Raw genomic sequence first — 13,018 nt, 5'->3', positions numbered from 1 at the left:
ATGCAGCACATACAAAGCACCGGCTACAACATCTATTTTAACGATGATTGCTACACATACCTGCAGCAATTACTACAGCCGGGGGCATACAGCACCATATTTATATTGAGCGATGAAAACACATCGCAGCACTGCCTGCCCACTTTTTTATCAATGGTGGCTACAGAGATACCTATGGAAATTATAGAGTTTGATGCCGGCGAGGTTAACAAAACCATAGAAACCTGCGTGCAGGTGTGGCATGCGCTGACCGATCTTGGTGCAGACCGCAAAAGCCTTGTTATTAATGTAGGCGGCGGCGTGGTTACAGACCTTGGGGGTTTTGCTGCCTCTACCTTTAAGCGTGGTATGGATTTTATTAATGTGCCTACCTCTTTACTGGCCATGGTAGATGCATCGGTTGGGGGTAAAACGGGTGTAGATCTTGGTGCACTTAAAAACCAGGTGGGCGTTATAAACAACCCCATTGCCGTTTTGGTAGACAGCCAGTTTTTAGAAACCCTGCCTGCCGAAGAAATGCGCTCTGGCCTTGCCGAAATGCTTAAGCACGGCCTTATTGCCGATGCCGGTTACTGGAATAGTTTTTTAGACCTAAATGATTTATCTACAACCGATTTAGATGCTTTAATTCACCGGTCGGTTCAATTAAAAAACGAGGTGGTTATGCAGGACCCTACCGAGAAAAACTTGCGCAAGATACTTAACTTTGGTCATACTATAGGGCATGCGGTAGAGTCGTATTTTCTTGAAAACCCCAATAAAACCACGCTGCTGCACGGCGAAGCCATTGCGGTAGGCATGATACTGGAAGCCTATTTTTCGGCAGCATATAAATTATTAACCGAAGGCGAGTATATCGAAATTAAAGAGGTGGTGCTTTCTATTTTCCCGAAGGTAGAATTTACGGCAGATGATATTACAGCCATCATAGAATTGTTAATTCACGATAAAAAAAATGAGTCCGGAAAGGTGCAATTTGTGCTGCTGGAAACCATTGGTAGCGCAGTAATTGATAAACTTGTAGAAAACTCCCTGATTATCAAAGCGTTTGAAGACTATCAAAACTAACATTTTTTTAAGACATTTGTTTTTAAATACGAACTATTTATTTTTACATTTGCCCTGATGAAATTAACACAAGACATGTTTTCCCTCTTTGGGATGGTTAGAAAATATGAGGCATTGGCCTCAATATTACTGCCTGCATTGTGTTTGAGGAACATACATGCCGCAGAGGCATTATATACAGGCAATAACTGCCGCGAAAAGCTGCAGATACGGTATGCCACTTTAAGGGTTTGAAATGCAATATAACTTAGGATATTTCTTATTTTTTTAATTGCTTACTCAAACTTATAAAATGAACACAAAATATTTCGACCTAATAAACCAAACGTTTTACTTTCCGCAGGAAGAGTTTACACTTAGTAAAGATAACACACTGCAGTTCCACAACATCGATTTGATGAAACTGGTAGAGCAGTACGGTACGCCACTTAAGTTTACGTACCTTCCTCAAATCTCTTCTAACATCCGCAAAGCGAAAAGCTGGTTTAGGAATGCGATGGAAAAAAACAAGTACGATGGTAAATACTACTATTGCTACTGCACCAAAAGCTCTCACTTTGAATATATAATGAATGAGGCTTTTAAAAACAATATCCATATTGAAACTTCGGCTGCTTTCGATGTTAATATTGTCGAGAAGCTGTTAGAATCAGGCAAAATAAACAAGAATACCTATGTAATTTGCAACGGTTTTAAAAGAGACCAGTACATTACAAACATTGCAAGGCTAATGAATAACGGCCACAAGCAAACTATTCCGATCATTGACAACTACGAAGAGCTTGACCTGTTGCAGGAGCAAATAAACGGTAAGTTTAAAATTGGTATACGTATTGCGGCTGAGGAAGAGCCTAAGTTTGAGTTTTATACCTCGCGCCTTGGCATTGGCTACAAAAACATACTACCATTTTACCGCAAGCAAATACACGAAAATAAAAATGTAGAGCTAAAAATGCTTCACTTTTTTATCAATACCGGGATAAGGGATACGTCTTACTACTGGAACGAGCTTTCTAAATGTTTAAAGGTGTATGTTAACCTTAAAAAAGAATGCCCATCGTTAGACAGCCTTAACATTGGCGGCGGTTTCCCTATCAAGAACTCGCTTGCTTTTGAATACGACTATCAGTACATGATAGACGAAATTACCAACCAGATAAAAATTGCGTGCGACGAAGCCGAGGTAGATGTACCTAACATTTTTACCGAATTCGGGTCGTTTACCGTGGGCGAAAGTGCCGGTGCCATTTACCAGGTGCTTTACCAAAAACAACAGAACGACAGGGAAAAATGGAACATGATCGACTCGTCTTTCATTACTACCCTACCCGATACATGGGCCATAAACAAGCGTTTTATTATGCTTGCCATTAACCGCTGGAACGACCAGTACGAGCGTGTGCTTTTGGGCGGAATGACGTGCGACAGCGACGATTATTACAACTCTGAGCAAAACTTAAATGCCATTTACCTGCCTAAATACAACCGCGATAAGCCTTTGTATATTGGGTTCTTTAACACGGGCGCCTACCAGGAAACCATTGGTGGCTACGGTGGCCTGCACCACTGCCTTATACCGCAGCCTAAGCACATACTTATAGACCGCGACGAGAATGGTTTTCTTGCCACAGAGGTTTTCTCTGAGCAGCAAAAAGCCGAAGACGTACTTAGGATTTTAGGGTATGCCGAGGATAAGGTTGAAACGAAATAAGAAGAAAGAAGAAAAACGAATATTACACCACAAAAAGGAATTAAGATGAATAAAGGACCAATTAGCCAGTTTATCGAAAAGTACTACCTGCATTTTAATGCGGCGGCGCTTGTAGATGCTGCAAAGGCTTATGAAAAGCAATTGCAGGACGGTGCCAAAATGATGGTTACCCTTGCCGGTGCCATGAGTACCGCTGAGCTGGGTAAAATTTTTGCCGAGATGATTCGCAAAGATAAAGTACAGATTATATCTTGTACCGGCGCGAACCTTGAGGAAGATATTATGAACCTTGTAGCGCATTCTCATTACGAAAGGGTACCTAACTACCGCGACCTTACACCGCAACAGGAGTGGGATTTGCTGGAGCGTGGCCTTAACCGTGTTACCGATACATGTATCCCGGAGCATGAAGCTTTCCGTCGCCTTCAAAAGCATATTTACAAAATATGGAAAGATGCCGATGATAAAGGCGAGCGTTACTTTCCGCACGAATTTATGTACAAAATGCTGCTAAGCGGTGTTTTAGAAGAATATTACGAAATAGACCTTAAAGACAGCTGGATGTATGCCGCTGCCGAAGCCAACCTGCCTATTATTGTACCGGGATGGGAAGACAGCACCATGGGTAACATTTTTGCATCCTATGTAATTAAAGGCGAGCTTAAGGCGTCTACCATGAAATCGGGTATCGAGTACATGGCGTACCTGGCCGACTGGTATCCTAAAAACAGCAGTAATGGTGTTGGTTTCTTCCAGATTGGTGGTGGTATAGCAGGCGATTTCCCTATTTGTGTGGTGCCAATGTTGTACCAGGATATGGAAATGCACGATGTGCCATTCTGGAGCTATTTCTGTCAGATCTCAGATTCTACAACAAGTTACGGCTCTTATTCGGGTGCCGTGCCTAACGAGAAGATAACCTGGGGTAAATTAGACATAAATACACCAAAATTTATTATAGAATCTGATGCAACTATCGTTGCACCGCTTATATTTGCTTACTTATTAGATTTATAATTGACTTATGAAAAGAGTTATTGTTGATTACGCTAAACTGACTAACGAGATCCTGACCCTTTTGGTTGAGAGGTTTCCGGATGGATATGATGATTCGCACATCATCCGTTTTAAAAACGCTAAGAACGAAACAATTGAGGCGGTTGAAGTTAAAACCGAGGATACTATTTACCTGGTGAAAGTAAGCACCAAATTAGCCGACAGGATCGAGAATTTTGACGATGATGATATAGACGAGCCTGCAGACGATATGGATGCATTAAAAGAGCTTGAAATCGAAGATGATGAGGATGACGAGCCTGCAGCCGAAGTTATTGAAACAGATCCGGATGACGACGACGATGAAGACGAGGATGGCGTAAGCCGCCGCCGTAGCCGCGACATTGCCGATGACGAGGATGAAGATGAGGACGAAGACTAACGTTTTTCAAAATATTTATACTACTAAAGAACTCTTAACAGGGTTCTTTTTTTATGCGTAAAAGTGTAATTTTATAAAAAACAAACAAGATGAAAAATAAAATTATGCTCCTGGCTGCCGGATTATTGCTTTTTAGCTGCCAGAAAAAAGAAGAAAAAGTAGTGGAAGAAACTACCGTTGAAGCTGAAGCTCCCGCAACTGCCACACCAGAAGAACAAACCTGCTATCTAAGTGTAATATCTAAAGACAGTATTGTACTAAACGTTACCAAAAAAGGCGACAGCGTTAGCGGTACTTTTAAATGGCTGCCGGCAGAAAAAGACAAAAAAATAACCGAATTTAAAGGTGTGCTTAACGACAATACCGTTACTGCTATTGGCAGCGCTTCAGCGGAAGGTACCAGCAATAAAGAAGAACTGATTTTTACCTTAGATGGCGGGCAGGCCAAAGTGAAATTTGGAGAAATGACCGAGGGTAAAGATGGTGTATGGATGTACAAAGATAAAAATGCAACATCAGAACAGGTACTTAATAAAGTAGACTGCCTATAGTTTAAAATAATTAGCCACGAATTACACCAATTTCACTAATTTAAGATTTGTGATAATTGGTGAAATTCATGGCTAAAAAAATATCCTTATTCTAAATACCGCTCTTTAAAAATCTTCATGTGGTGGTTTTGGTGGCCAATAATTATAAAGCCCACCGCCCTTACTGATAAAGTATAGCCAGAAGCCACTCCCCTTCTTAAAAGGTCTTCCTCAGTAAACGATTTAAACAAGGCAATGGTACACTGGCGTACTAAAGCCAGTTCAACCAGCATGTCCTGCAACTTACGGTCGGCGCCGTGTGCGACTGCGGCATAAGCGTTTTCTTCAAAACCGGCCAATGCGGTGCTGTCGTTCCGCGCAAAGCGCAAAGCCCTGTAAGCAAATATACGCTCGGTATCTATTAAATGCTGAATGATGTCTTTAATTGTCCACTTGCCTTTGGCGTAGCGGTAATCGTACTTATCCATAGGTATATCCTGCACAAACTTTATAAAAGCATGCACACTTACCTCAAGCTCTTCGATAAGGCTCCAGGCATCATCTACCAAAGATATATATGCCTGTTGGTACTCAGCATATTCATCGGGTTGTATATCGGTTATCCTCATAATTTATGCCGAGTTACGGCTTGCGTTAATATTACCAAATAATGAGCGGGTAACAATTTTTTCGTAAACCTCCTGCAACTTATCGTCGCGCTTGCCATTTTTCATTTGCCTTATAGCATTCAGCGCATATTGCTGAATGGTTAGCAACGGCAGCACAATATGTTCGCGCATTTTAATAGATGCACGGCCATCAGGATAGTTTTCCATCAAAACATCATAACCCGAAATTTTTAACAACAGGCGTTTTGTTTCCAAAAACTCATTGTAAATAATTTCCCAGAAAGGCCCAAATTCAGGGTCGTCTTTTAGGTAAGCCGTTAGCGGGAAAAACGATTTGGTTAATGCCATCATACTGTTTTCCAAGAGTGTCCTGAAGAAAAGTGAATCGTGGTACAAATTCTGCACTTCCTGCCACCTGCCCTCTTTTTCGTAATGGCTTAATGCGTGCCCAAGTCCAAAAAACCCGGGAACATTCATCTTCATCTGGCTCCATGAACCAACAAAAGGTATCGCCCTTAAGTCGTTAAAATCAAGCTCAGACCCTTTATTTCTCTTAGAAGGTCGGCTTCCAATGTTGGTCTTAGCATAATAATTAAGCGTACTTACTTTTTCCAGGTAAGGCAAAAACTGCGGGTGCGCCTTAAAGGCCATGTATTTTTCGTAGCTAAGTTTGGCCATGTGGTTAAACAGGGCGCGCTCTTCGTTACTAAAAGCCTTATCATTTTTGTTGAAAACACCGTTGGTAATACCGGCGCTAATAAGGTTTTCGAGGTTATAACGGCACGCATCCAGCGTTCCAAAATTAGAGCTGATAGTTTGCCCCTGTATTGTTATCTGTATTTCGTTATTTTCTATAGTTGGCCCAAGCGACGCATAAAATTTATGGGTTTTGCCACCACCACGTGCCGGCGGGCCGCCACGGCCATCAAAAAACACCACTTTTACATCGTGCTCGCGCGCCATAAGCGTTAGGTTTTCTTTAGCTTTATAAATACTCCAGTTGGCCATCAGGTAGCCACCATCTTTAGTTCCATCGCTAAAGCCCAGCATTATAGTCTGGCGGTTGCCCCTGCTTTTTAGGTGCGCGGCATATTTTTCGTTTTCATACAGCAATTTCATCACCTGCCCTGCATCTTCAAGGTCGTCAACCGTTTCAAAAAGCGGCACAATATCTACGTTAGGCGATTTAAACCCTAAAAAGTCGAACATCGACAGCAGCTCCAGTACATTTAGCGCACTTTCGTTATTACTGATGATGTAGCGGTTACAGCCTTTTTCGCCATTTTTTTCCTGAATGGTTTTTATGGCTAAAATAGACTCTAAAGTACCGCGCGTATTCTCTTCGGTAAAATCTTCGGGTTTAATAGTGGCCTTAATCTTAGCTAAAGCCTCTAATTTTGCCTTCTCGTCGAGTTTCTCGTAATCGGCAACGTGTTTGTTGTCTTTTTCGAGATATTGCAGCACATCGGCAAAAACAGCGTTATGTATCTTGCTGTTCTGCCTAATATCTAACGATGCAAAGTGGAAACCAAATAAATTGACCTTATTGATAAAGCAATCAATTTCGTCTAAGTAAAGCGACTGGTGATTATCTATAATAAACTTCTTGATCTCGGCCAGAGCATCTTTAAGTTCGTCCAGCGTTATAAAAATTTCGCCTTTAGAATAAAATACCGATCGGTATAGCTTATCCTCCAAATCGGCAATTTTATCCTGTACGCTATTAAACGTAAGCTTGCGCTTAAGATTCCTTATATCTAAATAATAGCATTTTAGGACAGACGTTCTCAGCCTGTCGGCTACGTTAAGGGTAATCTCTGTAGTTACAAACGGATTACCATCGCGGTCGCCACCCGGCCAGAAGCCGAAAGACATTACCGGGTGCGGCAAATCTTCCCCCTTATATATAGAGTCCTGCAGGTACGATGATATATCGCCCGCAGCTTTATAAAATACATTTTCAAGGTACCACACCAGGCTTACAGCTTCGTCAAATGGCGTAGGCTTCTCCTTTTTAATAAAAGGTGTTTTGCCCAGCTGCGCCAGCAACGTTTTAATCTCGCCAAGGCTGTTGCGTTTAATGGCCTCGGTAAGGTCGGTTATTATACCGAGTACCGATCCCGGATAAAATTGTGTTGGGTGTGCGGTAAGCACCGGGCGAACACTAAAGTCCTCCAAAAACTCCCTTAGTTCCTGCATCTGGCCCTGGTTCTCAGCACGCTCGCGGCTCTCTCTAAGCGACCCGCTGCCCTCGAGGTTATTAAGGGTAGAAAAAGCAGCATCTTCTATAGCATCAAAAAGCACTACCTGGCGCTCTACATACTGTATAAAGCGAAACATAAGGCTTATCTTATCTTCTTCGGATACGTCCTGAAGGTATTTATCGGCAAATTCGTTAAAAATCTGTTCCGGACTCTTATTATTTTTAAAACCCTCGTCGCAAATTTCAGAAAATAAAGGTAGTAATACGCCCGTATTATCTATAGCCCTGAAAGGCAGGGTAATAAAAATGCTGTTAAAGAGTTGGTATTTAAGCTGAACATCTTCGTAAAAGCGTTCTATTCTGGTGGCAGGATACATGCGTTAAAATTTTTGATGAATTTAATAAAAAAACCCCCATGAAGCTATCATGAGGGTCTTAATATTTTTATAAAAAATCTTACAGATCTTTAAATATGGTGTGCATCAGCCTTTTCTTGTCGTTAATGCTTTCTTCTAACGATATCATGGTTTCGGTACGGTAAACACCTTCTATATCGTCTATCATAAAGATAACTTCTTTAGCGTGTTTAGTATCTTTAGCCCTTATTTTGCAGAAGATGTTAAATTTACCGGTTGTAACATGTGCAACGGTTACAAATGGTATCTCGTTAATTCTTTCTAACACAAACTTAGTTTGAGATGTGTTATGAAGAAATACACCTACATAGGCAATAAAAGAATATCCCAGTTTTTCGTAGTCTAACGTTAGCGATGAGCCCATGATGATACCTGCATCTTCCATCTTTTTTACCCTTACATGGACAGTACCCGCAGAGATTAAAAGTTTTTTTGCAATATCAGTAAACGGCACCCTCGTGTTGTCAATCAGCATGTCTAATATTTGGTGATCAACTTCATCTAAACGAAACTTGCTCATAAATGTGTGTTTTTAGGTTATGTATCAGGTCTTTGTTTTAATAATATTCACATTTATAAGAAAAATGCTGTCTAAACCTCCAGTCCATTAACAAATTTTCTGTCAGTTCCTATCAAAAAGTCTGCTTTTTCGTCTATTATCGGTAATTTGCTGTTGTCAATTCCTACAAATTCTTCTCCTCGGCAGTCAAATTCTTCGTGTGCATGATAACCATCTAAATTGCCTATTTCTCTAATAATAGCTTGAAATTTTACAGATTTTTCAAATAACACTTCCTTATATTGTGAGGCAAAATTCGTGATTTTTTCTGTATTTTCATAATTTATTTTGACTTTTTTGTACATCACGTCATAAAATATTATCTTATTTTGAGGAATATTAAAATATTCCTGTTTTTTATCTAATACTATAACGTTTTCGTTAATCGCATGAAATCCTGATAATAATGCAAAAAATATAAATTTACGTGTTTTTTCTCTTTCGTAGTCCTTTTGGTAGTGCCCGGCCTCAAAAAGCACGGTTGGCACGTTTAACGACTGAAACATATCGCCTATGCAATTGATGTTGAAAGAATCATCAAAACGCCCCACCTGCCCTGGTATAAATTGCTGTAACGTATCGTTCATTGCCGCAATAACATTGATGGCCTTTTGGCGCACATTGTTAATATCGCGCGCATCATTATAGGAAGGCGCTAAAAAAGATACCGTTGCCGGCTTAGGGGCATCATCGCCCACGCCAAATATGGTGCGCTGGTCGTGCATATTATAGGCATAATCGGGAGCAAACTCTTCAAAGGCCCTTCTTAATACAATACTCTCCGGCTGGGTAAGGTTTACCGAATCGCGGTTTAAGTCAACTTTATTGCCGTTCTCGCGGGTGTATAGCTCGGCTCCATCCGGGTTAACTATAGGGAGTATTAAAAAGGTAAAATTGTTTTTAAGGGTAACAGCAAAAGCATTATCAGAAGTTAGGAAGTTCAGGAAATCGAAAATAGCTTTTGTAGTTGTGGCTTCGTTGCCGTGCATTTGCGACCACATAAATATCTTGGTGGGTCCGTTGCCCACAACAATATCATATATAGGTTTACCGAAAGCAGAATTGCCTCTGACAGATATTTTAAAATGCTGTTTAAGGTTATCCAGCAGTGGCTCTATATGGGTGTTGGTAAGATACCTGCCGTGCAGTGTATTTTGTTTCGATGCGGAGTATATGGCTTCTAAATTCATGCTTTAAAATTAGATTACAAAAGTAAACATGATATATTTTACAACTGTAAACAGGTTATTTTATCTAATAGATTACAATTGTAAACAAGATACTCGTGTGTGAATAATATCTTCTTACAAAATAAAATTTAAACATAATAATTCTCTGTATTTCAATTGTTAATACTTAATTACTTATTGTGTTTGTTTATACATATCGGCTTATATACACTGATGTTAGGAAATGATAAACTAATTGTTTACATTTGTAACAGTTACAATATTTTATAATATGTTACAATGGTAAACGCTGAAGACTTTATAAAACGCCTGGAAATACTACTGGATTATTACAGTTTATCTGCTTCTTTATTTGCCGATAAATTGGGTGTGCAGCGATCTGGGCTATCGCATTTAATGTCTGGCCGTAACAAACCCAGCTTGGATTTTGTAATGAAAATTGTAGAGAATTTCCCCGAAGTAGACCTCTATTGGCTGCTTGCCGGTGTGGGGGAATTTCCTAAAACAGAAAACCAGCCGCATTTCTTTACCCGGCCTACCCCTGCTGTTAATACTAATGATGTGATTAAGGGAACTGATGCGCCTGATTTATTTTCTGTCGGTAAAGAGGTTACAGAGAGTAAGTCAAATGCCGTTGACGCTAATTTAAATAGTGTTTTAGCTGCTGATAATAAAGATATAGAGCGTATTGTGATTTTTTACAGCAACGGCAGCTTTAAAAGCTACACATCGGGGCATTAAAAAACCCCGACTGCTTTATAGAAAGCATCCGGGGCCATTAACCAATAAAACAAACACAAATTATCTTTAACCCTTCTAAAAGTATAGTGTATTATGTATACTATTTTATCGGCTAAGTATTTTGCTGATATAAAATTACAACGGTTAATTGTTAATAAATCAAAACAAATAGTTAATCTGTTCTTAATTATTCAATCTTATTGCAATTTTCAGCAAAAAATGCTGATGTTTTTAATTATAGTATTAAGTTAATAAATTATGCTGTGCTATCAAAATTCTCATTGTAATTTTGGCATATATTTACCACTTCTAATCCAACTACTATAAATGCTGAAGAAATTCCTAAGCTATTTTATACCGGTAAACATCGTTAAAAAGCACTCTGAAATTAGCCAGAACCTTGAGGTTACGTGGAATAACGGCCAGCTGGTACTCGACTCTAAAAACACCAATTACTCTTACGGCAGCCTGCAGCGCATTCTTAGAAAAGGGCTTAACTATATAGGTTTTGAACGTATACGCGGCTTTAAAAGCATTCTTGTGCTTGGCGTTGCCGGTGGCAGCGTAATTAAAACCCTGACCGACGAAATTAAATACAAGGGTAAAATCACCGGCGTTGAGATTGACCCTAAAGTAATTGAAATTGCCAATACTTATTTTGGTCTTGACCAGATTATCAACCTTGAAATTATTATTTGCGATGCCTTCGAATTTGTTTTAAAAACCAAAGAAAAGTACGACCTTATAATAATCGACATCTTTAAAGATACTGTTATGCCTAACTTTTTGTTTGAAGATTATTTTATAAACCGAATTAACTACTTGCTTAAAGTAAATGGTTTTATATTATTTAATACCATGACATTAACAAGACAAGATAAAGAACGAAATGCACTTTACAAATTGCATTTTAATGACGATTATTCTGTTAGGATGTACCCCAAAGTAGAAGACCATAATGAGTTGTACACCATTAAAAAAATGAGATAATTAAATGATTATGGATTTAGCAGACTATAAATTAGATGTAGAAAATAACGGCTTTACGGTTATCGACAACATTTATAACGAAACAGAGATCGAAGCGATTCTTGACGTTATAGAAAATGTCGATACTACTAACGATACCTTTAGAAAGTCCGCCGACTTATTTGCTATACGTCAATTTTTAAAGGAAGTACCTAATGTTCTTCCGCTCCTGTTAAACCATAAACTGAAAGAAATTATTGCCACTATTTTTGGAGAGAACTATTTTATAGTTAAATCTATTTATTTTGATAAGCCCGGGGCATCCAACTGGTTTGTAGCCTACCATCAGGATTTGACTATTTCGGTTGATCAAAAAGCTAATATAGAAAATTTTGGGCCCTGGACAGTTAAGCAAGAGCAATTTGCAGTACAGCCTCCGTTACCTACTTTAGAAAATATTTATACCATTCGTATTCACTTAGATGCAACCGATGAAAACAACGGTGCATTAAAAGTTATTCCGCAATCGCATAGTAAACAAATTTACAGGCCGGAAACCATTAACTGGAATGTAGAAACAGAAGTAAGCTGCAATGTTGGCCAGGGCGGATTAATGATAATGAAGCCTTTACTACTACACAGTTCTGGCCGCACAACAAATAACAACCGCCGGAGGGTGCTGCATATAGAATTTAGCAGCGCAGTTTTACCTGCACCGCTGCAATGGGCCGAAAAAATGGAAATTTGATGTTACTCCCCTAACATTTTTTTTGCCTTCTCTAAATCTTCGGGCGTGTCTATACCAATACCCGCATGGCTGGTAAGTACCATCTTAATTTTTTTGCCATACTCAAGGTAACGCAGCTGCTCCAATTTTTCTGATGCTTCCAGGCTTTGCATAGGCAATTTGTAAAAATCAAGCAGGGCATGTTTTCTAAAGGCATAAATACCTATATGGCGGTAGTAGTTTACCCCTGCCTCTTTATCGCGCGGATATGGTATTACCGACCGCGAAAAATACAATGCAAAATTTTTCTGGTCTACAATAACCTTAACATTGTTGGGGTTTTCTATATCCTCCCAATCGGTTATGTGCATCATAACCGATGCTAAGTCTATTTCGCGGGCAATGTCGCTTTTAAAAACCTCCAGTACATCGGCCAACGGTTCTTTATTAATAAAAGGCTCATCACCCTGAACATTAACCACAATATCTACATCAAGGTTTTCTATAGCTTCGGCAATACGGTCGCTGCCACTTTCGTGCTCCTTAATACTCATAATGGCCTTGCCGCCATTGGCAACAATTTCGTTATAAATAAGGTCGGAATCGGTTACTACAAAAACATCGTCAAACAGGCCGGTGCCCAGCGCTGCATGATAGGTTCTGGTAATTACGGTTTTTCCGCCAAGGTCCTGCATTAATTTGGCAGGAAAACGGGTACTGGCATATCGTGCGGGTATAACTGCTATTATTTTCATAGTTGTATCTTTTGTCCTCACCCCCAACCCCTCTCCAAAAAAGAGGGGAGCAGCTTCACTCACGTAAAGCTACAGGTCGAGT

At 39.7% G+C, this 13,018-nt stretch carries 13 protein-coding genes; 8 read left to right on the top strand and 5 right to left on the bottom strand.

Annotated features, from left to right (window positions below):
- The 5 genes from aroB (at position 1) to G509_RS0114205 (ending at position 4,768) form a co-directional block, all read left to right on the top strand.
- On the top strand, positions 1-1,068 hold the full coding sequence (gene aroB, locus G509_RS0114225) for a 3-dehydroquinate synthase (protein WP_026992143.1): 1,068 nt from the start codon (positions 1-3) through the stop codon (positions 1,066-1,068).
- A gap of 292 nt (positions 1,069-1,360) precedes the next feature.
- The gene (locus G509_RS0114220; RefSeq protein ID WP_026992142.1) at positions 1,361-2,779 is read left to right on the top strand and encodes an arginine decarboxylase; all 1,419 of its coding nucleotides are present in this window, start codon (positions 1,361-1,363) and stop codon (positions 2,777-2,779) included.
- Between the two features lie 45 nt (positions 2,780-2,824).
- Complete coding sequence (locus tag G509_RS0114215; RefSeq protein ID WP_026992141.1) at positions 2,825-3,796, top strand: deoxyhypusine synthase family protein; 972 nt, start codon at positions 2,825-2,827, stop codon at positions 3,794-3,796.
- 7 nt (positions 3,797-3,803) lie between these two features.
- On the top strand, positions 3,804-4,217 hold the full coding sequence (locus G509_RS0114210; RefSeq protein WP_026992140.1) for a hypothetical protein: 414 nt from the start codon (positions 3,804-3,806) through the stop codon (positions 4,215-4,217).
- Between the two features lie 89 nt (positions 4,218-4,306).
- Positions 4,307-4,768 carry a hypothetical protein gene (locus G509_RS0114205; protein ID WP_026992139.1) on the top strand — a complete coding sequence of 154 codons (462 nt, stop codon included), beginning with the start codon at positions 4,307-4,309 and terminating at the stop codon, positions 4,766-4,768.
- 86 nt (positions 4,769-4,854) lie between these two features.
- On the opposite strand, the gene G509_RS0114200 is transcribed toward G509_RS0114205, so the two are convergent.
- The 4 genes from G509_RS0114200 to G509_RS0114185 form a co-directional block, all read right to left on the bottom strand.
- Positions 4,855-5,376: a DinB family protein gene (locus tag G509_RS0114200; RefSeq protein WP_026992138.1), complete on the bottom strand. Its 522-nt coding sequence runs from the start codon at positions 5,374-5,376 to the stop codon at positions 4,855-4,857.
- 3 nt (positions 5,377-5,379) lie between these two features.
- On the bottom strand, positions 5,380-7,956 hold the full coding sequence (locus G509_RS0114195; RefSeq protein WP_026992137.1) for a phosphoenolpyruvate carboxylase: 2,577 nt from the start codon (positions 7,954-7,956) through the stop codon (positions 5,380-5,382).
- 79 nt (positions 7,957-8,035) lie between these two features.
- Positions 8,036-8,515 (bottom strand): Lrp/AsnC family transcriptional regulator, encoded by a 480-nt coding sequence (locus tag G509_RS0114190; RefSeq protein WP_026300077.1) that lies wholly within the window; start codon positions 8,513-8,515, stop codon positions 8,036-8,038.
- Positions 8,516-8,586: 71 nt separating this feature from the next.
- On the bottom strand, positions 8,587-9,744 hold the full coding sequence (locus tag G509_RS0114185) for a M14 family metallopeptidase (RefSeq protein WP_026992136.1): 1,158 nt from the start codon (positions 9,742-9,744) through the stop codon (positions 8,587-8,589).
- Between the two features lie 279 nt (positions 9,745-10,023).
- Between G509_RS0114185 and G509_RS0114180 the strand changes: the two genes are divergently transcribed.
- The 3 genes from G509_RS0114180 to G509_RS0114170 all read left to right on the top strand — a co-directional run bounded on the left by G509_RS0114180 (position 10,024) and on the right by G509_RS0114170 (position 12,202).
- On the top strand, positions 10,024-10,485 hold the full coding sequence (locus G509_RS0114180; RefSeq protein WP_026992135.1) for a helix-turn-helix domain-containing protein: 462 nt from the start codon (positions 10,024-10,026) through the stop codon (positions 10,483-10,485).
- Between the two features lie 327 nt (positions 10,486-10,812).
- Positions 10,813-11,475, top strand: a complete 663-nt coding sequence (locus tag G509_RS0114175; RefSeq protein ID WP_026992134.1) for a spermidine synthase — start codon at positions 10,813-10,815, stop codon at positions 11,473-11,475.
- A gap of 10 nt (positions 11,476-11,485) precedes the next feature.
- On the top strand, positions 11,486-12,202 hold the full coding sequence (locus tag G509_RS0114170; RefSeq protein ID WP_026992133.1) for a phytanoyl-CoA dioxygenase family protein: 717 nt from the start codon (positions 11,486-11,488) through the stop codon (positions 12,200-12,202).
- A gap of 2 nt (positions 12,203-12,204) precedes the next feature.
- On the opposite strand, the gene kdsB is transcribed toward G509_RS0114170, so the two are convergent.
- Positions 12,205-12,936, bottom strand: coding sequence for a 3-deoxy-manno-octulosonate cytidylyltransferase (gene kdsB, locus G509_RS0114165; RefSeq protein WP_026992132.1), 732 nt, complete (start codon positions 12,934-12,936; stop codon positions 12,205-12,207).
- Positions 12,937-13,018: the final 82 nt, after the last annotated feature.

This window comes from Flavobacterium subsaxonicum WB 4.1-42 = DSM 21790 (genome assembly GCF_000422725.1).
In the GTDB taxonomy this organism is placed as follows: domain Bacteria; phylum Bacteroidota; class Bacteroidia; order Flavobacteriales; family Flavobacteriaceae; genus Flavobacterium; species Flavobacterium subsaxonicum.
Note: the sequence above shows the minus strand (reverse complement) of the source record. Positions and strands in the feature narration are given on the sequence as shown.

Bases quoted from the DNA above. Each gene is read 5' to 3' on its own strand.
- aroB (WP_026992143.1), top strand. From the start codon at position 1: ATGCAGCACATACAAAGCACCGGCTACAACATCTATTTTAACGATGAT.
- G509_RS0114220 (WP_026992142.1), top strand. From the start codon at position 1,361: ATGAACACAAAATATTTCGACCTAATAAACCAAACGTTTTACTTTCCG.
- G509_RS0114215 (WP_026992141.1), top strand. From the start codon at position 2,825: ATGAATAAAGGACCAATTAGCCAGTTTATCGAAAAGTACTACCTGCAT.
- G509_RS0114210 (WP_026992140.1), top strand. From the start codon at position 3,804: ATGAAAAGAGTTATTGTTGATTACGCTAAACTGACTAACGAGATCCTG.
- G509_RS0114205 (WP_026992139.1), top strand. From the start codon at position 4,307: ATGAAAAATAAAATTATGCTCCTGGCTGCCGGATTATTGCTTTTTAGC.
- G509_RS0114200 (WP_026992138.1), bottom strand. From the start codon at position 5,376: ATGAGGATAACCGATATACAACCCGATGAATATGCTGAGTACCAACAG.
- G509_RS0114195 (WP_026992137.1), bottom strand. From the start codon at position 7,956: ATGTATCCTGCCACCAGAATAGAACGCTTTTACGAAGATGTTCAGCTT.
- G509_RS0114190 (WP_026300077.1), bottom strand. From the start codon at position 8,515: ATGAGCAAGTTTCGTTTAGATGAAGTTGATCACCAAATATTAGACATG.
- G509_RS0114185 (WP_026992136.1), bottom strand. From the start codon at position 9,744: ATGAATTTAGAAGCCATATACTCCGCATCGAAACAAAATACACTGCAC.
- G509_RS0114180 (WP_026992135.1), top strand. From the start codon at position 10,024: ATGGTAAACGCTGAAGACTTTATAAAACGCCTGGAAATACTACTGGAT.
- G509_RS0114175 (WP_026992134.1), top strand. From the start codon at position 10,813: ATGCTGAAGAAATTCCTAAGCTATTTTATACCGGTAAACATCGTTAAA.
- G509_RS0114170 (WP_026992133.1), top strand. From the start codon at position 11,486: ATGGATTTAGCAGACTATAAATTAGATGTAGAAAATAACGGCTTTACG.
- kdsB (WP_026992132.1), bottom strand. From the start codon at position 12,936: ATGAAAATAATAGCAGTTATACCCGCACGATATGCCAGTACCCGTTTT.